The 21990-nt window shown below is 35.1% G+C and carries 13 protein-coding genes; 6 read left to right on the top strand and 7 right to left on the bottom strand.

The window, feature by feature from the left end:
- Window positions 1-12: 12 nt before the first annotated feature.
- The 6 genes from ACFSC2_RS17940 to ACFSC2_RS17915 form a co-directional block, all read right to left on the bottom strand.
- Window positions 13-4104 carry a two-component regulator propeller domain-containing protein gene (locus ACFSC2_RS17940; RefSeq protein WP_379815715.1) on the bottom strand — a complete coding sequence of 1364 codons (4092 nt, stop codon included), beginning with the start codon at window positions 4102-4104 and terminating at the stop codon, window positions 13-15.
- Window positions 4105-4283: 179 nt separating this feature from the next.
- Entirely contained in the window at window positions 4284-5912 is a 1629-nt protein-coding gene (locus ACFSC2_RS17935; protein ID WP_379815714.1) for a DUF4955 domain-containing protein, read from the bottom strand.
- 292 nt (window positions 5913-6204) lie between these two features.
- Window positions 6205-7389: a mannonate dehydratase gene (gene uxuA, locus ACFSC2_RS17930; protein ID WP_379815713.1), complete on the bottom strand. Its 1185-nt coding sequence runs from the start codon at window positions 7387-7389 to the stop codon at window positions 6205-6207.
- Window positions 7390-7411: 22 nt separating this feature from the next.
- Window positions 7412-8224 carry an SDR family oxidoreductase gene (locus ACFSC2_RS17925; protein WP_379815712.1) on the bottom strand — a complete coding sequence of 271 codons (813 nt, stop codon included), beginning with the start codon at window positions 8222-8224 and terminating at the stop codon, window positions 7412-7414.
- A 130-nt stretch (window positions 8225-8354) separates the two neighbouring features.
- Complete coding sequence (locus tag ACFSC2_RS17920; protein ID WP_379815711.1) at window positions 8355-9020, bottom strand: beta/alpha barrel domain-containing protein; 666 nt, start codon at window positions 9018-9020, stop codon at window positions 8355-8357.
- A 3-nt stretch (window positions 9021-9023) separates the two neighbouring features.
- The gene (locus tag ACFSC2_RS17915) at window positions 9024-9473 is read right to left on the bottom strand and encodes a NanQ anomerase/TabA/YiaL family protein (protein ID WP_379815710.1); all 450 of its coding nucleotides are present in this window, start codon (window positions 9471-9473) and stop codon (window positions 9024-9026) included.
- Between the two features lie 244 nt (window positions 9474-9717).
- On the opposite strand from ACFSC2_RS17915, the gene ACFSC2_RS17910 reads away from it, so the two are divergent.
- Window positions 9718-10746 carry a LacI family DNA-binding transcriptional regulator gene (locus ACFSC2_RS17910; RefSeq protein ID WP_379815909.1) on the top strand — a complete coding sequence of 343 codons (1029 nt, stop codon included), beginning with the start codon at window positions 9718-9720 and terminating at the stop codon, window positions 10744-10746.
- A 335-nt stretch (window positions 10747-11081) separates the two neighbouring features.
- On the opposite strand, the gene ACFSC2_RS17905 is transcribed toward ACFSC2_RS17910, so the two are convergent.
- Window positions 11082-12245: a DUF4861 family protein gene (locus ACFSC2_RS17905; RefSeq protein WP_379815709.1), complete on the bottom strand. Its 1164-nt coding sequence runs from the start codon at window positions 12243-12245 to the stop codon at window positions 11082-11084.
- Window positions 12246-12430: 185 nt separating this feature from the next.
- Here ACFSC2_RS17905 and ACFSC2_RS17900 point away from each other — a divergent pair, with 185 nt between their 5' ends.
- The 5 genes from ACFSC2_RS17900 (at window position 12431) to ACFSC2_RS17880 (ending at window position 21990) form a co-directional block, all read left to right on the top strand.
- A complete protein-coding gene (locus tag ACFSC2_RS17900) occupies window positions 12431-13354 on the top strand; it encodes a nuclear transport factor 2 family protein (RefSeq protein WP_379815708.1) in 924 nt (307 codons plus the stop codon).
- A 12-nt stretch (window positions 13355-13366) separates the two neighbouring features.
- Window positions 13367-13831, top strand: coding sequence for an NUDIX hydrolase (locus ACFSC2_RS17895; protein ID WP_379815707.1), 465 nt, complete (start codon window positions 13367-13369; stop codon window positions 13829-13831).
- 66 nt (window positions 13832-13897) lie between these two features.
- The gene (locus ACFSC2_RS17890; protein ID WP_379815706.1) at window positions 13898-14551 is read left to right on the top strand and encodes an HAD family hydrolase; all 654 of its coding nucleotides are present in this window, start codon (window positions 13898-13900) and stop codon (window positions 14549-14551) included.
- A 335-nt stretch (window positions 14552-14886) separates the two neighbouring features.
- On the top strand, window positions 14887-17814 hold the full coding sequence (locus ACFSC2_RS17885) for a triple tyrosine motif-containing protein (protein ID WP_379815705.1): 2928 nt from the start codon (window positions 14887-14889) through the stop codon (window positions 17812-17814).
- A gap of 219 nt (window positions 17815-18033) precedes the next feature.
- Window positions 18034-21990, top strand: coding sequence for a family 16 glycosylhydrolase (locus ACFSC2_RS17880; protein ID WP_379815704.1), 3957 nt, complete (start codon window positions 18034-18036; stop codon window positions 21988-21990).

The following is a 21990-nucleotide window of genomic DNA, read 5'->3' as shown; positions in this document are numbered from 1 at the left end:
AACAGTGGTTTTTTAAATTGTGGCCGAAGATTTATAAAATTTATCGGAATATTGTGTTGGAGTTTCACCGTACTTTTTCTGAAAGCATTTGCTAAAGTATTTCGGATTATTAAAACCAACTTTATAACTGATTTCTGAAACGGTTAATTTATTTTGTTCTAATAATTGAGCCGCACGTTTTAATCTAATTTCATGAATGAATTCGTTTGGCGTGCAATTCGTCCAAGCTTTTATTTTTAAGAATAACATCGTTCGGCTGACACCCAATTCGGAACAGAAGAACGGAATATCGAATTGTTCGTTCGAAATATTTTCTTCGACAATTTTGAATGCTTTCTTTAAAAGTTCTTCGTCAAGCGATGAAACCGTAATTTCTGACGGAATAAAACTGTCTTCACTTGAAAATTTAATTCTCAGACGTTCCGTAGTATTCAAAAGATTTTTCACACGAAGCCTGAATTCCATTAAATTAAATGGTTTGCTGATGTAATCATCGGCACCGCTTTCTAATCCTTCAAATTTGTAAACCAAAGAAGATCGCGAAGTAAGTAGAATAACCGGAATATGACTGGTTTTAATGTTTTCTTTTATTTTTGAACACAATTCAGTTCCCACCATTTCAGGCATAATTACGTCGCTGATAATCAAATTCGGAACAAATTTTAAAGCTTTTTCTAAAGCGATTTTGCCATTTTCGGCTTCAATAATGTTGTAGTCTTTTTTGAGCAGGTTTTTCATGAACTTTCTCAAGACTTTATGATCTTCAACAATTAAAATCGTTTGCTTTTCTTCATTAACAATTAAATCTTCGAGGTCTTCATTTTCAATAATTTCCGAAGGCTCCAATTGCGCATTGTATTGTTCAATATCATCACTAATTTTAAAATCAGAAATAATTTCGCTGTCCAGCAGATGTTCGCGCCCAAGCGGTAAAGTCACTTTAAAAATAACGCCGCCAGAAGGTTTGTTAGTAACATCGATTTTTCCTTTATGTAATTCGACAATATTTTTTACGATCGAAAGTCCGATTCCTGTTCCTTTATTATAGTTTTTCTGAACCTGATTGTGGGTTGGAATTTCAAAAAACAAATCAAAAATTTTATCGATATGTTCTTCAGAAATACCGACACCAGAATCTTCAACAGCTATAAAAAGATTCTCCTGATCGTGATTGATATTAATTTTTATTGAACCGCCTTTTGGAGTATATCTGAAAGCATTTGAAATCAAATTATAGAAAACGCGTTCCAGTTTATATCGGTCAAAATAAACTAGAATTTCTTCGTTTTCGGTTTCAAAAGTATAGTCGTAACCGCCGTCTTTGGCATATTCTATAAAAGATAAAAAGATTTCTTTGGTGAATTTGACAATGTTTCCGTTTGCTGATTCTAATGTAACTTGGTGATTTTCCAGTTTTCTGAAATCCATTAAACGGTTAATCAGACTTAAAAGATGATTCGCGCTTCCTTCAATCACCAAAAGCTTTTTGTACATTTCGTTGGTTCCATTATAATCGGCTAGAATCTGCTGTAACGGACCTAAAATCAAAGTCAAAGGCGTTCTAAATTCGTGTGAAATATTCGTAAAGAAATCCAGTTTTAGTTTGTTGTTTTCTTCAATTCGCTGTGTTTCTAGATATTCCAATTCTAATTTTTGTTTCAGTCTTGCTTTCGATTTCATAATCCAAATCAAACCATATAATCCTAAGCCAATTATAATTCCGTACAGTAAAAATGCCCAAATACTTCGCCACGGAGCCGGATTTACAATAACGGTTAAAGTTGTCGGCGTTTTATTCCACACGCCGTCGTTGTTCGAACCGATAACTTCAAAAGTATACGTTCCAGGATTCTGAATGGCAAAATTAGCTTCGCTGTTTTTAGTGGTCGTCCAGTTGTTTTCTAACCCGATTAGACGATATCGATATTGATTATTTTTGGATCGAATGTAATTTGGAATCGCAAAATTAATCGAGAAATTCGCCTTATCGTAATCCAAAGTAATGTTGTTGGTAAAACCAATACTTTGCTCTAAAATACCGTCTTTATCATGCGCATTGATCGTTTCGTTTTTAATTTTTAAATCGGTAATTAAAACTTGAGGCGCATATTTATTTAGAGAAATTTTTGTAGGATCAAAAAAAGTAGCGCCCGATGGACTTCCGAAATAGAATTGATTGGAAGCTAGTTTTAAAGCCGAATTATCGTTAAATTCATTACTTGCCAAACCGTCTTTTTGATCGTAAATCACAATAGATTTTTTAATCGTATTGTATTTGATGATTCCTTGATTGGTGCTGATCCACAGATTTTTATAATCATCTTCTAAAATGGAATGAATAGATGTGATAACAGTATTTCCAATTTTCAGGTTAATGCGGTTGAATTTTTGTCCGTCAAAATAATGAAGTCCTTTTGCTTTGGTACCAACCCAGATTTTGTTTTGCGAATCCTGAAACAAAGTCAGAATATCATCACCAGACAAAGACGAATGATCGTAAAAAAAGTGCTTTATTTGGTATTTTTTCAGATTAAAATTTTGAAGCGGAATGCGATTCAATCCGTTTTGAGTTCCAACCCAAAGCGAATTTTGTTTGTCAACCAAAATAGTACGTAAAATATTGTTGGTTAGAAAAACGGTTTTTGTATTGTCATTTCCAATAAAATCAAAAGTTTTATTGGTGGTATCGTAACGAATTAATCCTTTGCCAAAAGTTCCAATCCATAAAATCCTGCCTTCTGTTTTAAGAGAATAAACACCGCTTTCTTTTAAGGATTCGCTTAATTCTGGCGCAATTCTATTGTCTTCAATTCTTTTTGACATTGTATTGTAAGCCGATAATCCTTTCGAAAAAGTTCCAATCCATAGAATGTTGTCATTAGAAAGACACATGGCTTTGATGTCATTTTTATTGGTTTGTCCGGTTTGACTGTTGATGTAGTTGATAGCTTCGGTATTTTTATTGTAAATGGTAATACCACCGCCTTCGGTTCCAAAATAAATGTTCTGGTTTTTATCAGCAATTATAGAACTCACGACATCAAAACTCATCGGAATCTTTTTCGAATTTTGATTGTAATTGGAGAAATTCACATTCGAAACATCCCAAAGATTTACGCCTTTGTAATAACAGCCAATCCAGATCGAACCTTTTTTATCCATGAAAACCGACTTTACTTTGTCGATTCCGTTGTTGTTATTGCTGTTATTTATTTTTTGAAGACTTTTATTTTTTCCTAAAATGTAAATTCCGTCGTAAGCGCCAATCCATAAATCGCCTTGATTATCAATAACTAAAGAACGAATGTCTGTATTGATTTCACGATATTTTTCAGCTGCTAAAAAGGAAACAAAAGCTTTTTCATTTAATTCAAATTTTAAAAGTCCTTTGTTTTTTGTTCCCACCCATAAACTGCCATTTTGATCTTCAATAACCGATTGAACATTTAATAAATCAGTTGTATTTAAAGGATAATTTTTAAACGAAAGCTTTCCGTTTTGTCGATTTATTAATTGGCACAAACCTTTTGTAGTTCCAATCCAGATTTCGCCTTTTTTGGTTTTTAAAATGCTTAAAATATTATTGCTCGGAAGGGTAGAAGTGTCATCATCAGAATGAAATACCGAAGTAAATAATCCTGATTTTTTATTGAAAATCGTTAATCCTTTTGAAGTTCCAAACCACATTTCACCGCCAATTTCCCTAATACTCCAAACGGCATTATTGCTAATGGTGTGATTGGCTTTGGTATGAAGGTATCTCGTAAAACGGTTCGAAACTGGATCGTAACAGTTTAACCCATTGTAAGTTCCCACCCAGATTTTTCCTGAGCTGTCTTCTTCGATAGCCAAAATATCGTTGTTGCTGATGGAATATTTATCTGAAGCATCATTTCTGAAAACGGTAAATCGGCTTCCGTCGTATTTATTCAGTCCGTCGCGCGTACCAAACCACATCTGCCCAAATTTATCCTGATGAATGGCAATGACAGAACTCTGCGAAATCCCGTCAGTAGTAGAAAAATTTTTAAGGCGGTATTTATTTTGGGAAAATAGATTTCCTGAAATAAAAAGTAAAACCAGAAAGACGCTCGTGTATTTCATAGTGTTTGTTTTAAGTTTTTGCCACAGATTAAAATGATTAAAATGATTTTTTAGCCACGAATTTCACGAATTTCCACTAATTTCAATCTAATAAATTAATTCGTGGAAATTAGTGGCTATCACTCAACACACAGAAAAATAATCATTTTAATCTGTGTAATCTGTGGCAGATATTTTGGCTATTTTAATCGTTTTTGCAATTGATAATCGTAAAGCGACGGAACTTTTTCAATCGGCATATTCAAAAATTCTATATACGGATCAACGTCGTATTTGATTTCAAATTTTGCATTTCCGTGAACACCAATAATTCTTGCTAAAGCGCCGTCTTTCATTCCGTACAATAAAACTGGTTTTGATGGATCTGGATTTTCAACCTGAACATTCAGATTCCAAAACGTGCTGAATGGACCGTGCGAAGGTTTCCAATACTCAGCGCCACCGCCGCCAAATAATAAATAGCTATTCTTTTTATCGGGTTTTATATGAACGGTAATATTGTCAAAGAGATTTTGATGATTCGCTCCAGAATGCTGGTCTAAAAGCGCGTCTGTAAATATTTCGCAATTCTGATAAACATTTTTAGTAGAAAAAGTGTTGAAACTTACGGGATGAACTGCCGAATTATAGATTTTCAGATTCTTAACCAGAATGTTGTGCACACCGCCTAAAGTTACGGTATAATGTGCTAAATGCGGACCATCGGTTATAATGTCCTGAATAGTTGTGTTTGCCACTTCTTCCGCCAAAATACCGCTGTCGGCATTGGTGATTTTTACATCTTTAACCCATGAATTAAATAATCGGGTCAAGAAAATTCCATTATTTCCGGGTTCAACATGATGCGCAACCCTCGGAATATCTGGAAAAGTAAAACGAAGGTGTTCGATTCCGACTTCGTTTAAATGTTTCCATTTGACCAATTGCGCTTGATAACTTGGTTTTATCGAAATGGTTAAAGGTGTTTTTAAAGTGATTTTAGATCCGGAAATCTTTGCAATTTCCACCTGCTGCCTTACAATTGGAAGTTTAGGAAATTTCCAATGATGCGAACCGGGTTTTACTTTAGCGCCTTGATATAAATCTGTGATGATTTCGCCATTTTCGCCATCTTTATTGAACAATTGTAATTCGACAACATCGCCGACTTTCAAACCTTTTATATCAGAAACGGTTATGACATGTTCGCCCATTTTCCCTGAACTCACTTTCGCCAGCGGATTTGAATCCGGTTCGTATTTATCCAAATATGATTTTACACGTTCGCCCGGAACCTGCGTCCAAATAAAACCGCCCGACCAGGCATATTGTGAAAACGGAAGATCGATATTGTTTTCGGGTTCGCGTTGTCTTTTATCAAAAGTGGTTAAGTATTCGCGAAGTTCGGCCAAAACTTCCGAATCTTTAAGATACATCATCGGTCTTGGGCAATAAATTTCAGTTCCGTTTTCAGCAGAACCAGCACCGCGAAGTACAAAATTGCTTCTTTCGATGTAGAGAATATCGCTGAGAATAATTCGGCCTGCGGGTAATTGTAAAATTACATTTCCGTCTACAGTATTTGCAGCTTTAAAAGCTTTTAAAAGTGCTTTTGAATCATCTAATTCATCATTGGCTTTTACGCCAAAGTCTGTTGCATTAATGATTTTTCCGTTAGCTTCAGGAATCTGGCTTTCGCCGAAATGATAGCCCGCGTAACTAAAATCGGGAAGATAATTGGTTTTTGAAGTAATAATTTTGGGTAATTCCTGCGATGCTAATGTATTCGCAAAAAGACAGCAGGATATAAAAACGGCTTGGCGAATCATGGTTTGTGGTTTTTGTGGTTAGTTAGTTTTATTGAGTTTTGCCGCGAAGGCCTGAAGGCACGAAGATTTTTAAGCCACAGATTAAAGGATTAAAAAGATCTTATTTCACGCAGATTTTGCTGATTGGAGCAGATTTAAGTCAGATTTTATTTTAAAACAAATCTGCTTAAATCTTTTTAAATCTGCGTGAAACAAAAAAACTTTGCGTCTCCGCTTCCGATAGCTATCGGGATTGCGAGACTAAAAACGTAAGCTAAAAATCTTTGTGCCTTAGTGTCTTAGCAACTAAAAATCATAAGGATCGTTTAATCCCTAATTCAAGTCCGCGCAGTTCTGCAAGACCTCTTAAACGGCCGATTGCTGAATAACCCGGATTTGTTTTTTTCTTTAAATCGTCCAGCATTTGATGTCCGTGATCGGGGCGCATTGGCAATTTGCTATTGTTTCTTTTTTCGACTTCCAAAATTGCTTTTACAACTTCATACATGTCAACATCGCCTTCAAGGTGATTTGCTTCATAGAAACTTCCTTCTTCATCGCGCTGCGTACTTCTTAAGTGAATAAAATTCATTTTATCGCCATGACGTCTTACAATTCCTGGTAAATCATTATCGGCACGCACGCCGTAAGAACCCGTACACATCGTAAATCCGTTTGATGGAGAAGGAGAGGCGTTCATTAATTCGATCAAATCTTCTTCTGTGCTTACTACTCTCGGTAAACCTAAAATCGGATAAGGCGGATCGTCTGGGTGAATAGCCATCAAAACACCTTTACTTTCGGCAACCGGAATAATTTCTTTTAGGAAATGAAAAAGATTATTCTTTAAAGCCTGTCTGTCAATATGGTTGTAAGCGCTTAACGTTACAAGAAAATCCTCAACTGTATACGCTTCTTCAGCACCTGGAAGTCCAGCCAAAATATTTCGTTGTAATTTAATTTTATCTTCTTCATTCAAAGCATCAAAATAATCTCTTGCTTTCTGAATTTGTTCCAGCGAATATTCTTTTTCTGCACCTGGTCTTTTCAAAATAAACAATTCAAACGCCGCAAAAGCATTAATGTCAAAGCGTAAAGCTTTAGAACCGTCTTCAACCGTATAGGATAAATCAGTTCTTGACCAGTCTAAAACTGGCATGAAATTATAACAAACACATTTAATCCCGCACAAAGCCAGATTTCTGATGCTTTCTTTGTAGTTTTCAATGTATTGAAGATAATTTCCAGTCTGCTTTTTAATGTCTTCATGAACTGGAATACTTTCTACAACTGACCAGATTAAACCAGAAGCACCTTTTTTAGGATCGCCGTCTTCGTGTTCAATTTCGACTTTTCGTTTTAAAATTTCTTCAATTGTCCAAACTTGTCCGTTTGGAATATGGTGTAAAGCTGTTACAATTCCGGTTGCTCCGGTTTGTTTAATATCTTGTAAAGAAACAGGATCATTTGGTCCGAACCATCTTAATGTTTGTTCCATTTTTGTGTAATTATTTAATATTTTAAATACTTGTAGCAGCAAATCCGCCGTCTACTTTTAATATAGTTCCAGTTACGAATTTCGACATGTCGCTGCATAAAAATATAAGCGCACCGTCAATATCTTCTGGAGTTCCGAATCTTCCCATTGGCGTATGATCGATGATTTTTTCGCCTCTTGGTGTTAATTTTCCCTCTGGAGTTAATAATAAAGCTCGGTTTTGTTCGCCGATAAAGAATCCTGGTGAAATAGCGTTTACACGAATTCCTTCCCCGTATTTTTGAGCCAGTTCCACCGCCATCCATTGTGTGAAATTATCGATTGCCGCTTTTGAAGCCGAATAACCTACAACTCTCGTTAATGGTCTTTGTGCCGATGCCGACGAAATATTGATTATGTTTCCTGATTTCTGTTTCGCAAACAGCTCAGAAAAAACCTGAGTTGGTAGCATAGTTCCGATAATATTCAAATCGATTACTTTTTGCAAATCATCGCTTTTCATATCATAAACTGACTGATCCGGCTGGATTGTCGCTCCCGGCATATTTCCTCCGGCAGCATTAATTAAGATATCAAGACGACCGTATTTTTCAACGATAAAATCTTTTGCTTTTTCTACTTCTTCCTTGTTTAAAACATTCGCCTGAACTGCAAATCCTTGTCCGCCATTTTCTTCAATTGATTTTACGGTGTTTTCTGCTTTTTCAAGTGACTGAGAAACGATTCCCACAATTACGCCCTGCTGCGCTAGAACATTAGCAAATCGGCTTCCTAATACACCTGCACCTCCTGTGATTAATGCAATTTTTCCTTTTAAATTAAATATTGAATCCATTTTTGTTTTAAAATTTTCAAGACTTTAAATTCCAAATTCCAAAGCTATTCGGAAAATAAAGTATGTTTATATGTTAATTTCTTTTTTGCGTTTTTACTGGAATTTGGAATTTAAAAATTGGGATTTAAAATTATACTTTCCTAAGATTTTCAATAATCTCCAAAACATTTTTAGTTTCCTTTTCGATGGTGCCATATTCTTCGTATTCCATCACTTTTTTGCTGATGAGTTTGCTTCCCATTCCAACAGCCGAAACGCCTGCATCAAACCAGCTTTGAATACTGGCTTTTGTAGTATCGACTCCGCCAGTTGGCATAAAAGTTAGATTCGGAAAAACATCTTTGATACCGCTCATAAAATCGGGTCCTAAAATATTCCCAGGGAAAAGTTTGATGAATTTTACTCCGGCATTTTCTGCAGCAATAATTTCTGTTGGAGTCATGCATCCCGGTGCATACAAAACTTCTTTACTAATTAAAAATGAAGCAATTTCAGGAACAAAACCCGGGCTGATAAAAAAGTCTGCGCCAATTTCGTAATAGCTTTCCGCTTGTTTCAGGTTTTTTATCGTTCCAATTCCGAGAAGCATATCCGGCATTTCAGCATTTCGAACTTCAATCATTTTTTTGAAATTCGAAAAAGCTTCTGGACCACGGCTTGTGTATTCAACCGCTTTGATTCCGACTTTATAAAGTGATCTTAAAATGGCAATCGTTTTATTTTCATCACTATTGAAATATAACGGCAGCGTTCCCTGATTTACAATAGCATCAATGGTATTTTGAATTTTGCTCATGAGTTATATTTTTACTTTAATAACTACTTTTCGCAGTAAACCTTCACCAATCATTGCGGTATGAACATCTTCTGGAAACAAAATGGCAAATTGTTTTTCTTGAAGTTCAAAGAAAGTATCTGGAGCATCATGAAAAAAACGAACGTCTCTTTCATCGCTGTATTCGCCATTTGGATTTACACATTTTTCTCTTGGTTTCCAGGCAAACGTTTCAGGTCCTTTTAGCGAAATCTGAATGTCGATATTTTTGTCGTGACACTCAAAACCTTTTACGGCTTCTTCACGGGTGTTTCCCTGACCAGAAATAGCAATTAGTTTTAGACCTTCGGCAATTTCAATTGCACCGTCTGGCAAGTTGCTAATGTCGTTTTGATTTACATAATCAAATGCTTTTTTGAAATTGGGATGAAGTCCAAAATATTTGGAAGCATTTTGCAGTGAGTCAATAATCATTTTAGTTGTATTTAGTTAGTTTTTAACCGATTCAGATTTGTTTTTTGAAAACTGAATGGACTTTGAAAATTCATGAGTTTTAATAAAATCCAATCAAAAGTTATGATTTTTTAGAACATATGTGTATGTTTGCGTGTACGCACACGGTCTGTTTACAAATGTAGAGAAAAAGTTAACTAAAACAACTTTTCTTAAATAAAAAAACGATAAACTATGTGTTTAGTAAGATTTTAACTTAAAAAGAATTAGTATCATAACAATTAAGCAAATAGCCGAATTAGCAAATATTTCTCCAGGAACTGTCGATAGAATTATTCATAACCGAGGTCAAGTGGCTCAGGAGAATGTGGATAAGGTCAATGCGATTATTGAGGAGCATGGCTATAAACGAAATATTCTGGCTAGTAATCTCGCATTGAATAAGAAGTTTCGGTTTGTCGTTTTTCTTCCTCAATATGAAAATCTGGAATATTGGAGAAGTCAGATTGACGGAATCAAAAGGGCGGAAGAAGAGTTTCGAAAATTCGGAATCACGCTTGATTATTTTTTCTATGATTTTGATGTGGCTTCTTTTCAAAAATCGATTCAAAAAGTGCTTGATTTTGATTGCGATGCGTTATTGTTTGCACCTGTTTTTTACGAAGAATCGGTTCAGTTTTTAAAAGAATTTGAAAAGAAAAATATTCCCGTCGTCATGATTGACTCTGATATTAATAGCAGTGAACATGCTTATGTGGGGCAGGATGCTTTTCAGAGCGGTTATTTGGCTGGAAGACTGATTAGTTTTGCGGTAAAAAACGAAAGACAGGTTTTGATTTTTAAAATTGCCCGTGAAATCGAATCGACTTCGGTTTATTTGCAACGCATTGACGGTTTTTATTCTTATTTTAAAGATCATGACGAACTGACTAATTTCAAGTTTTCTGAAGTCACGATCAAAGATTCGGGTATCGATCAAATGAATCTGGAAATGTTTTCTGGAATTAGCAGTGTTTTTGTACCAAATTCCCGTGCTTATATTGTCGCTCGATTTTTAGATGAAAATGATATAAAAGGTGTCCGAATTATTGGTTATGATTTGCTAAATGAAAACATTGAGTATCTCAATAAAGGTGTAATTGATTTTCTGATTAATCAAAGACCGGAACAACAGGGTTATATGGGAATTAACTATTTGTATAAAAAATTAGTCTTGCAGGAAGAAACGGAAAGCATACATTATATTCCGTTGGAGATTATTTTGAAAGAGAATTATTTTCCTGCTAAGCGATAGTTTTTTGCCACGATGGCACTAGGACGCTAAGTTTTTTTTTCACGCAGATTTAAAAGATTTAAGCAGATTTGTTTTAAATTAAAATCTGAATTAGATCTGCTCCAATCAGCAATCCCGATAGCTATCGGGAGCGTGAAATAGAATCATTTTAATCCTTTAATCTGTGGCTTAAAAAACTTCGTGCCTTAGTGGCAAAAAAAATATTACTTCTTAACCTTCACAATCAAAGGATTATAGTTTAATATGCATTGCGTACCCGTGGTTGAAACCACGGGCTATGTTTTTAAATTCTTGATAAATAAAAAACTTTGTGTCTTAGCGGAAAAAAACAAAAACTATTTCTTAACCTTCACAATCAAAGGATTATTAATCTTTTCGGCAAAAGAACTTAGATACTTTTCCCATTCCTGTTTCGTCTGAAATGGACTTCCTTTTTTCCATCCAAAACCAACATAATAAATAGCTTTGTTGTTTTTAACCGTAATATTTCCGTAAAGATTGCTTAGATCTTTTTCTTCTGTTATATGATTATCAAAACTAATCAGCGAACCTTTCGGAGTAACCAAACCCGTTCCGATTTCAGAATCGTCAGTAGGTTCCCAATAGCTTAACCAGCCTTCTTTTAAATTGGTGCCAGTTGTTCCTTTTTTCTCGTGAAGCGTTAAACCGGCAGCGATTTCTTTAGTTCCTGTGATATTGATTTCAAAACGGGAAAGCTGACTTCCGTAATCCAAACTGATCAATTTAGATTCAGTTATTTTATTTCCTTTGGCATCCCAATCCGCATATGTGAGAATAAAACTCGTTCTGATTGGACCTGTTGTAATGGTTTTCCAACTGATGAAATTCTTCGAAAAATAATATTTTCCGTCTACTTTTACGGCAATACCACCCACACCGCGACTGTCGCCAACATGGAAATTGTCTAAACCTTCGCCTGTATCTTTATGATACGTTCCAGTTCCGTTTGTTGCTTTTTCATACCATTTATTGATGATTGGATAATCAACTCTTTTTAACCACGCATCAATTCCGCTGGTTAAAGTTCCTCCGGCAATTTTGTCTTCGACCATTTTTTGTGCAACAGGACCGTAAGTTCTAAAAGCCACTTTGTTATTTTCCCATGCATAATCATCTGTACGTTCTGGTACAAAACGTGAATAACAATTCACCACTTTTGATGCAGAAGGATTTGTACCGACTAAAACTTCAAAATCTTGTTTGGATGAAGCTTTTATTTTTGGCTGAAACAAAAGTACATCGGCAGTTCCGTCGCCGTCATTATCGACGGTTTGGGTTTCAAGAAATGTATTATTTTCTTTAATGGCATAGTCTTCGAGTTTTGCCGAAGCTGGTAAACCTAAAGATTTTTTAGTCAATTCGACTGTTTCAAATTCGCGGTCAACATTTAAATTATTACTGACAGTTATAACTTTATTTTGAGACTGAACTGTAAAACTTCCAGCCAGAATTGCGATAGATAAAAGGTATTTTTTCAAAATGCGATATTTTTAAATTACGGCTTTTTTTATTTCATAAAAATACAAATCTAATGCAGTACAGAAATACATAAAAGGTGTAATTGTGTACAAAATGCTGATAATGAATTTTATATAAAATATTTTTTTTACGTTGTGTTAATTCTTTTCCTACTTTTAATAATTCATAAAATGATTTTAAGAGTATGGAAAAGAGATGTTTAACGGTTTTGGTTTTCTTTTTGGCTTTTCTACAATTAAAAAGTCAGACGGCGCAAAATATAACTGAGGTTAAAGAAAAACTAACTTTGATAAACAACCAGATTGCCGAATCATTTTTACATAACGACAATACTATCATTATGGGGTATTATGATGAGGCAGAACCTGTATGCATGCCTGAATATCATAATGCGTTGTATTCCAAAAAAGATATAGAATCTTATTATAAGCAATGGCTTTCGAATTTTAAAATTAATGATTATAAACGCAGTATTTATGAAGTGCAGCTTATTGAAAATTATGCTGTAGAAATAGGAACTTTTCATATCAATACCGTAGGGAAAAATGGTGTTTCATTGGTTTATGACGGAAAATATATGAATGTATGGAAAGTCCTCAAAAACAAAAAACTGGTTTTAGTATCGGAGATTTGGGGAGCAGATAAAGCAATTGATGGGTCTCAATTTTCAGTCATTAAATCCAATATTACTAAGATTCCAAAACCAAAAATAAATCAATCTATAGAAGAAGAAGTATACAAACGTAATGAGCGAATTATAGCGCTTGTAAAAAGGAGAGAGGGAGAAAAACATGCTGTTGAATTTTTTACAAAAGATGCCATTTATCTGACTTATGATACTCCAATGTTGATAGGTATGGAAAATATAAAACCGTATTTTATAGAACATGAAAAACCAAACGGTATTGCTATCGATTCTTTGTCTATTAAAGCAAGCAGAATAATTCTGTTGAAAAATTTTATTATTGAGTATGGTTATTATTTTGTTGATGTTTCGTGGGATAATAAAAAAGGAAAAGCATCAGTTTCGGGAAAAAGTATAAATCTTTGGAAAAGAGAAGAAAACGGTTTATTGATGCTGTATCGCCAGATGGTAAACCACAATTAATCAAAAAAAATTATGAAACAGAGCGCTGGAATTTTAGCATATAAATTTATCGATAAAACGATTTTCTTTCTTTTAGTTCATCCAGGCGGACCGTTTTGGAAAAACAAAGATTTAGAAAGCTGGTCGATTCCAAAGGGAGAATTTACGGAGGAAGAAGATCCACTAGAAGCTGCTATACGGGAATTTAAAGAAGAAACAGGTTTTGAAGTCGACGGGGATTTTATTAAGCTGGAATATGCCAAACTCAAATCGGGTAAAATTGTGCATGCTTGGGCAGTTGAGTTTGATCTTGACGAATCTTTAATAAAGAGTAATGATTTTGAAATGGAATGGCCTCCGAAATCTGGAAAACTTCAAAGCTTTCCCGAAATAGACAGAGGAGAGTGGTTTCAAGCTGCAGATGCTTTAAAGAAAATAAATCCAGCACAAGCTGATTTTGTTGTGCAAATGGTTTCTAAAATTTCTTCTTCACTTTAAGATGATATTGTTACGAGATAATTTTTGTAATTTACATGTTAGTTCAACTTTTGAACTGTTTTAAATATGCAAATAGAGAATATGGAAATAAAATGTATCATTTTTGATTGCGACGGAGTTTTGGTCGATACAGAAAAAATCGGAAACGGAATATTGTTGGCAATGGCTCAAGAACACGGATTCGAAATGGAATTGGAAGATGCTTATCGCAATTTTAACGGAAGAAATTTGAAAGACTGTTTCAGGCATATTGAAGAAGCCATCGACCAAAAACTTCCTGATAATTTTGAAGAGGAATATCGCCTTAAAAGTTTTGATGCTTTTAAAACACAGGTAAAACCAATGGAAGGCGTTGAAAATTTTATCAATAAACTAACAATTCCGTATTGTGTGGCTTCAAGTGGTCCTGTAGAGAAGATTCGTTTGAATCTGGAAGTGGCTGGTTTATTGGACAAATTTGAAGGGAAAATATTTAGTTCCTACCAAATAAATAGCTGGAAACCAGAGCCGGGAATATTTCTTCATGCTGCCAAAGAAATGGGTTTTGATGTCAAAGACTGTATTGTTTTAGAAGACAGTAAAGCTGGAGTAAAAGCTGGCATAAGCGGTGGATTTAAAGTCTACGGTTTTGCAAACGGTTTTAATAATCAAGATTTAGAAGAAGAAGGAGCCACACTTTTTAGTTCTTATGACGAATTGAAAAACCTGCTTAAAATATAGATTGCAAAAGCTTTGTCAAAGTTTTAAACTTTGACAAAGCGCAGCAACGTTAAAAAATTATCTAATTATCTAATTCCCCCCAATTATCTAATTAAAATCGACTAATTGTCATTTTGACTAATTCTTAATTTAAAATGTAATTTGTTGCATTAAAATTAATTTTCATATATTTGAGTTTGTACATTCGTTTTTTTGGTTGTGAATTGTTGTTAAATCGACAAATAAGAATTGATTAAGCGAAGGTTTTTTTGCCCTTAAAATGGTTTTTCCCAAAGAATCATTTTTTGATTGTGATTTCCCTAAAATCACAAAGCTAACCTACAGACAGATATAAAATGACGAAATTTATAATTAGAATTTTTATTCTAGTATTATCGCTTTTTACCTTTATTATAAACGCCCAAATTAAAAAAATTGGTGTTCCGTTTATTACCAATTATAGTCCGAAAACGTACAAAGCTGCATCTGAGAATTGGGATGTAATTCAGGATTCTAAAGGAATGATGTTTTTTGCCAATCATTTTGGGATTATGCAGTTTGACGGTGTTCGCTGGAGCATTGTTACGCAGCCCGATAACCGCAGTATGGTTCGTTCTCTGGCGATTGATAAACATGACAAAATTTATGTTGGCGCTCAGGGCGATTTTGGATACACAATTCAGCTTCCTAACGGCCAGTATCAATATACTTCTTTAGTAAAACTTCTTCCGGTTTCAGAAAAGAATTTTGGTGATGTACTGCATACGATTATTCGAAAAGATGAAGTTGTTTTTTTCTCTCACGAGACAATCTTTATTTTTAAAAATAATAAAATCAAAATTTTAGGTTCGAAAACAAGTTTTGATGATTTTTTTGAAGTTGGAAAAGAAATCTATGTTACTGATAATGAAAAAGGTTTGTTGAAGCTGAAAGACGATAAATTAGTTCCAGTTGAAAATGGTCAAAAGTTTGTTGGAATGCAGGTTCGAAAAATTTTTCAAATCAAAAATGGACTGCTTTTATTCACTCAAAAAAATGGAATTTTCATTTATACACAAAACCAAATAAGGCCATTTGTTACAGAAGTGGATCATTTATTAAAGGAAAATCAAATTTCGGCAGGACTTCAACTTTCCGATGGATATTTCGGAATCGGAACGCGACAATCTGGGTTGATAGTTATAGATAGTTCGGGACATTTGATTCAACATATTGATAAGCAGATCGGGCTTCAAAATGAATATGTGACCAATTTTAAAATCGATAAAGAAGGCAATTTGTGGGTAACGCTTAAAGGCGGGATTTCGCAGATTCAGATTTCTTCTCCGTTGTCAAAAATAATCGATAATTCAAATTCAGAAACCAAAATATACTGCAGTCAGATTTATCAGAACAAATTATATATCGCTACAGACAATGGTTTGTTTTGGTTAAATTGGGAGGATTATAAAAACGGTAAAAGAGAAAATGTGCATTTTCTGCATGTATCGGGAATGTCTGAAAATGTTTGGAATGTGGGTGTTTTTAGAAATTCACTTTTGGCTTTTGAAAAAAACGGAATTTATGAAATCAATAGTAATTCCGCGAAAGCGATAGCCAAAATTGACGGTGTTTGGAAAGGAATTTTAGTTCCAAATCATCCTGATTTACTGCTTGCAGGCGGTTACACGGGTTTGTATCTTTTGAAAAATATAAATGGTAATTGGGTTTATCAGCATAAAATAAAAGGTTTTGAAGAAAGCAGCAGAATCATAGAAACGGACAAAGAGGGAAATATTTGGATTGCGCATGGCTATAAAGGAATTTATAAATTGAAATTTAAGAAAACCTTTGATACCGTTACCGATATTCAGTTTTATAATGAAAAAAGCGGTTTTCCTTCAAGTTTGTTTTTGAATGTTTTCAAGATTGATGATGATATTCTTTTTGGAACAACAAAAGGAGTTTACAGGCAGGATTTGTCTTCAAAAAAAATGATTCCGCAAAGAGCTTTAAAGAAATATCTTGGATTAGAAAATCATATTCGTTTGCTTAAAGCGGACAATCAAGATAATATTTGGTACGTTTCGGGTGAAAATACGGGAAGAATCATTGAAAAAAAGGACTATAATTTTCAAAAAGAAGAATTGCCTTTTAGAAAATTAAGATATTTATATATTCCAGGTTTTGAAAACATTCAAACCACTGCAGACGGGAATGTTTTCTTTGGAACTCAAGAAGGATTGATTCATTACAGCGCTGTTAAAAACAAAAAATATCAAAGGAAATACAAAGCAGTTATTTCTGAGGTAAAATGTATTTTTCCTAAAGACAGTTTATTGTTTTCCAGCCGATATGATGTACTTCCGAACAAAAATGGTTCTCATGATAAATTGTCGGCTGTTTTAGCGTATTCTAATAACGCACTTCATTTTTCTTTTTCTTCACTATTTTTTGATGATGCCGAGGCCACGCAATATGAATATTGGCTGGAAGGTTTTGAGCCGACTTGGTCAGATTACAGTCTTCAAACGGAAAAAGAATACACCAATTTACCCGAAAAAGAATATATTTTTCATGTAAGGGCAAAAAACATTTATGATGTAGTGAGCGAAGAAGCCGTTTTTCGTTTTGAAGTTTTACCGCCTTGGTATAGAACGATTTGGGCTTACATAATGTATTTTGCACTTTACAGTGTAGTAATTTATTTGATTATTAGGTATCAGAAATTGGTTGCGGGTCGACAACGCGAGCAATTGATTGAAAATCAGGAAATAGAATTACTTCGCAGTAGAGCCGAGCTTAACGAACAGAAATTGACGTTTGAACAGGAAAACATGAATATTATGCGCGAAAATCTCGAAGCAACGATAAATCTCAAAAATGCAAAAGTGGCTTCGAGTACCGTGAATTTAATTCATTTAAACGAAATCCTGCTTTCTATAAAAGAATTGATTGGACAGATTGATAAAAAAAATGAACCGAATGTAAATTTCAGTTTGTTAACCAAAATCAATAAAATAATCGATCACGAATTGCAGGGGGATAAACAATGGAATGAATTTGAAGAAATCTTTAATCAACTGCATGACAACTTTATGCAAAGATTAAAAGCAACATACCCAGAACTTACGCCGCGCGATATGCGATTGTGCGCTTATCTTCGAATGAACTTTAATACAAAAGAAATTGCACCGCTTTTAGGAATCTCGGTTAGAGGGGTAGAAGACACGCGCTACCGAATTCGTAAAAAATTACAACTTCCGTCGGATGCAAACATAACCGAATTCATTCTCAACTTTTAATTTTTTCTTGTGATGTATAATCCTAGGTAGTTTTACGCTTTTTGCGGGCTTAATAGTACATTTTTTTGCAAACACCGTAGTCAAACCGTACTCAAAAATGTAAGTCTTACCTTGTTTTTTAGTTAATATTGTGCCGCTCAATGATAAAATGATAGGCTATTCTTTACAAATAGCATTTTGTTTTTGTCAAAGAAACTTACTAACAAAAAACTAAAAAAAATGAATCAAAACGACTCTTTTTTCGGCCGACCACCGAAAGACAAATTCTCTTTATTTAAAAAATTTTGTGTCACGGCGCTGCTCATGCTGTTACCATTTTTGAAAGTTCAGGCACAGTGTAACACACTAGTTTGGTCTGACGAATTTAATGGCACAACAGTCGATTTAACTAAATGGCAGAGTATCTCAGGAAACGGCTGTCCGTCGCTTTGCGGATTTGGAAATGCTGAGGCACAGCGTTACGATCCTACTCAGGCAACTATTGTTAAAGAGGGAACAAACAGTTACTTAAACATTGAAGCGAAGTATGCACCAAACGCACAATTTCCAGATCAGCCGTATGCTTCTTCAAAATTGACTACAGAAGGAAAATATTCTTTAAAATATGGAAGAATAGAAGCCCGTATGAAACTTTCTAATGGTCAAGGCGCATGGCCTGCTTTCTGGATGCTTCCAGTAAACGGAAATTGGCCGTACACGGGAGAAATCGACATCATGGAAGCGAAACACAGGAATCCGCAATCTGTTGACGGAACTATCCATTATGATGGGAACGGTTATCATTTTACAGGTAGAAGTTATGCTTCTCCAGTAGATTTATCGACAGGTTTTCACGTTTATGCTGTAGAATGGGGACCCAATATTATTAAATGGTTTGTAGATGATGTTTTATTTCATACAGCAACGCCAAATACTACGGTAAACGGAGGATGGCCTTTTAATGACAGTAATTTTTACATCATTTTAAATCTTGCTGTTGGAAGTGCAGGAACACCTTATACGAGCGTAAATGGAGTAGGAGTTCCTCCGATTCCTGGAGATTTTCCTGCGAAAATGCAAGTCGATTATGTTCGTGTTTACGACGGAAGTTTTAAATATGCTGTAACAGGAGATAACAAGGTTTATCAAAACGAAACTAATAAAACGTATTCTGTAAATGCTATTGCAGGAGCAACGTACAATTGGACAGTTCCTGCGGGCGCGACAATTGCTTCTGGACAAGGGACCAATTCTATTACAGTAAATTGGGGAACTGCCGGAGGAGATGTTTCTACAGTTGCAACAGTTTCTGGATGTGCAGTTAATACTTATAAGCTGGCTGTTACTACAGAACCAGCAATACCAGTAGAAAAAATCCACGAGGATTTTCAAACCAATAGAAATGTATTGTATCCGGTAAAAACGGGAGTTCTGACAGAAGCGGTTGCCAATCCTTCTGCAACAGGAATCAACACCTCGACTTTGGCAGGAAGATATGTGCGTAATTCTTCTGAATTGTACGATGTTCTAAACATTCGAAATGTTACCATCTCAAATGCCAATGATTATGTTTACGGAAGAAAAAGACTTTCGTTTGACATTTACACTTCGGCGCCTGTTGGAACAAAAATTTCGATGCAGTTAGAAAACAGCAATGTCACAACGGCAACCAATTATCCGTCAGGAAGACACAGTGGCTTTAAAGCGACAACAACTGTTCAAAACAAATGGGAAACGATTGAATTTGAATTTGAAAAAATCATCGATCCTAACACGAGCGCTTTAACAATCAATAATGTAGTCATTCTTTTTGAATCGAATTCGAATTCTGGAGCGACGTATTATTTTGACAATCTGCTGACAAAAGCTGCGCCGGAAAAGCCAATTGTTGCAACTGATGTTTTACAAAACTACGACGGCATTAATAAAATTATTAAAGGAACTACAACAGGAACCTATTCTGTTGTGGCAAACCCGGCAACAAATTCGGTTAACGCTTCCGCGAATGCAGCGAGGTACGTTAGAAACGTAACAGAACAATATGACGTTTTGTTTTTCAATACACAAAGTACAATTGAAGATGCTGGTTTATTAAAAAATCAGACCAATAAAATTATGATTGATGTGTATACGTCTGCACCAGTTGGAACAGTTGTAAGTTTGAATTTAGAAAACAGCGCAACTTCTCTTCCAGCCAATTATCCGACAGGAAGAAACAGTAATTATGTAGCGATTACAACCAAACAAAATCAATGGGAAACGCTGACTTTTTATTACAATTCCAGTCCAGATGCAGGAACTTCAAACTTGGCTGTAAACCAAATGGTTTTATTATTCAATTCGGGATCTTATACAAATGATACGTATTATTTTGATAATATTAGAATTGGTTCAACCAAACTTCCAGATACTTTTACACCAGGAGTAGTTTACGAAGATTATCAGAACACACATAATATTACGTTTAGAGACGCTATCGGAACATACACGCCAAACACAGCAAATCCGAATGCGAGCGGCATTAATACTTCTTCAAATGTTGGAAGATATGTTCGTAAGTCAACCGAATTGTATGATAATTTCTCTTTCAATACGACTTTAACCAATATAGGAGATTTTAAAGGAGGCGTTAAAAAGTTCGCTATGGATGTTTATACGTCTGCGCCAGTCGGATCAATTATTTCTTGGCAGGCAGAAAGCGGTGCATCTGTTCCTTCTAATTATCCTGTAGGAAGACACAGTATTTATCAGGGAGTTGTAAAACAATCAAATGCTTGGCATACGGTAACTTTTACCTATGCAAGTTCACCAGACGCTTCGACTTTAGACAGCGAAGTAAACCGTTTTGTTTTCTTGTTTGAACCGGGAACAAACTCTGGAAATACGTATTATTTTGATAATCTGAGAGCTTTAAATTTAGTTTCAACAGAAAATCCAGCGGGATTGCCTGCACCTTGGATCAGTACGGATTTGGGATCGGTGACACCAGCAGGAGAAGCAGCGCATTCTAGCGGCACTTTTACCATTAAAGGTTCAGGAACCGATATTTGGGAAACCAGCGATCAGTTTCAATACGTGTATCAGCCAATTACGGGCGATGCTGAAATTATTGCCAAAATAAATTCATTAACAAATACGAATACTTACGCAAAAGCGGGAGTAATGTTCCGCGAAACATTGACGCCAACTTCTAGACATGCTATGACGACTTTGACAGCGGCGGCTGGAGCAGAATTCTTATCAAGAGATGCTGTTGGAGTGGCAACTATTCAGCAAGGTACGGCAGGAACAACTCCAAAATGGATTCGCACAGTGAGATCAGGAAATACTTTTACCTCTTATATCTCGGATAATGGTACCACTTGGACTCAGGTTGGAACGGCCAGAACAATTGCTATGGCAAATACAATTTATGTCGGAATGGCTGTAACGTCTCATAACAACGGGACTTTGACAACAGGAGTTTTCAGCGATGTGACTGTTCGAAATATTACCCCAAATCCGAATGTGAATTTAGCTTTAGGAAAAACAGCGACAGCTTCTACAGAAGAAAATGCAACACTTTCAGCTAATAAAGCAACTGATGGAGACGGAACAGTATCAAGATGGGCGAGTTCTTTTGCAAATGCAACGGAATGGATTTATGTGGATTTAGGAAGCAACTACAATCTTAACCGAGTGGTTTTAAAATGGGAAGCGGCTTTTGCAACACAATACAAAATCCAACTTTCTACGGATAATGTTTTTACAGAAAATGAAACCATCAATACTCAAACTGCTTCTGACGGCGGTACAGATGATTTAGCAGTAAGCGGATCAGGAAGGTATTTGAGAATTTTATGCACCACGAAAGCTTTGGCGCCGTACGGATATTCTTTATATGAAATTGAAGCATACGGATCGGCTTCGACAGCTAGAATGGCTTTGAATACAGAAGCTGTGCCTACGAATGAAGAAGTGGCATTTGCTATGTATCCAAATCCGGCGAGCAATTATATTCAAGTGGCAATACCTGAAAATTTAGACAATAAAATTATTTCGATTTATGATAATTCAGGAACATTAGTTATTCAGAATAAACCTGAAAGTAATGCAAATGAAAGCATGATTGATATCAGCAGATTAGAAAGAGGAATTTACATTCTAAACTTCAAATCAGATCAAAAAAGCTGGACCAAAAAGCTGATTAAAAAATAA

This window comes from Flavobacterium artemisiae, assembly GCF_042678225.1.
GTDB classification, from domain to species: Bacteria; Bacteroidota; Bacteroidia; order Flavobacteriales; family Flavobacteriaceae; genus Flavobacterium; species Flavobacterium artemisiae.
The sequence above is the reverse complement of the archived record's forward strand: the minus strand, read 5'-3'. Positions and strand labels throughout refer to the sequence as shown.

Bases quoted from the DNA above. Each gene is read 5' to 3' on its own strand.
- ACFSC2_RS17885 (WP_379815705.1), top strand. From the start codon at position 14,887: ATGACGAAATTTATAATTAGAATTTTTATTCTAGTATTATCGCTTTTT.
- ACFSC2_RS17915 (WP_379815710.1), bottom strand. From the start codon at position 9,473: ATGATTATTGACTCACTGCAAAATGCTTCCAAATATTTTGGACTTCAT.
- ACFSC2_RS17900 (WP_379815708.1), top strand. From the start codon at position 12,431: ATGGAAAAGAGATGTTTAACGGTTTTGGTTTTCTTTTTGGCTTTTCTA.
- ACFSC2_RS17890 (WP_379815706.1), top strand. From the start codon at position 13,898: ATGCAAATAGAGAATATGGAAATAAAATGTATCATTTTTGATTGCGAC.
- ACFSC2_RS17935 (WP_379815714.1), bottom strand. From the start codon at position 5,912: ATGATTCGCCAAGCCGTTTTTATATCCTGCTGTCTTTTTGCGAATACA.
- ACFSC2_RS17895 (WP_379815707.1), top strand. From the start codon at position 13,367: ATGAAACAGAGCGCTGGAATTTTAGCATATAAATTTATCGATAAAACG.
- ACFSC2_RS17880 (WP_379815704.1), top strand. From the start codon at position 18,034: ATGAATCAAAACGACTCTTTTTTCGGCCGACCACCGAAAGACAAATTC.
- ACFSC2_RS17940 (WP_379815715.1), bottom strand. From the start codon at position 4,104: ATGAAATACACGAGCGTCTTTCTGGTTTTACTTTTTATTTCAGGAAAT.
- uxuA (WP_379815713.1), bottom strand. From the start codon at position 7,389: ATGGAACAAACATTAAGATGGTTCGGACCAAATGATCCTGTTTCTTTA.
- ACFSC2_RS17925 (WP_379815712.1), bottom strand. From the start codon at position 8,224: ATGGATTCAATATTTAATTTAAAAGGAAAAATTGCATTAATCACAGGA.
- ACFSC2_RS17920 (WP_379815711.1), bottom strand. From the start codon at position 9,020: ATGAGCAAAATTCAAAATACCATTGATGCTATTGTAAATCAGGGAACG.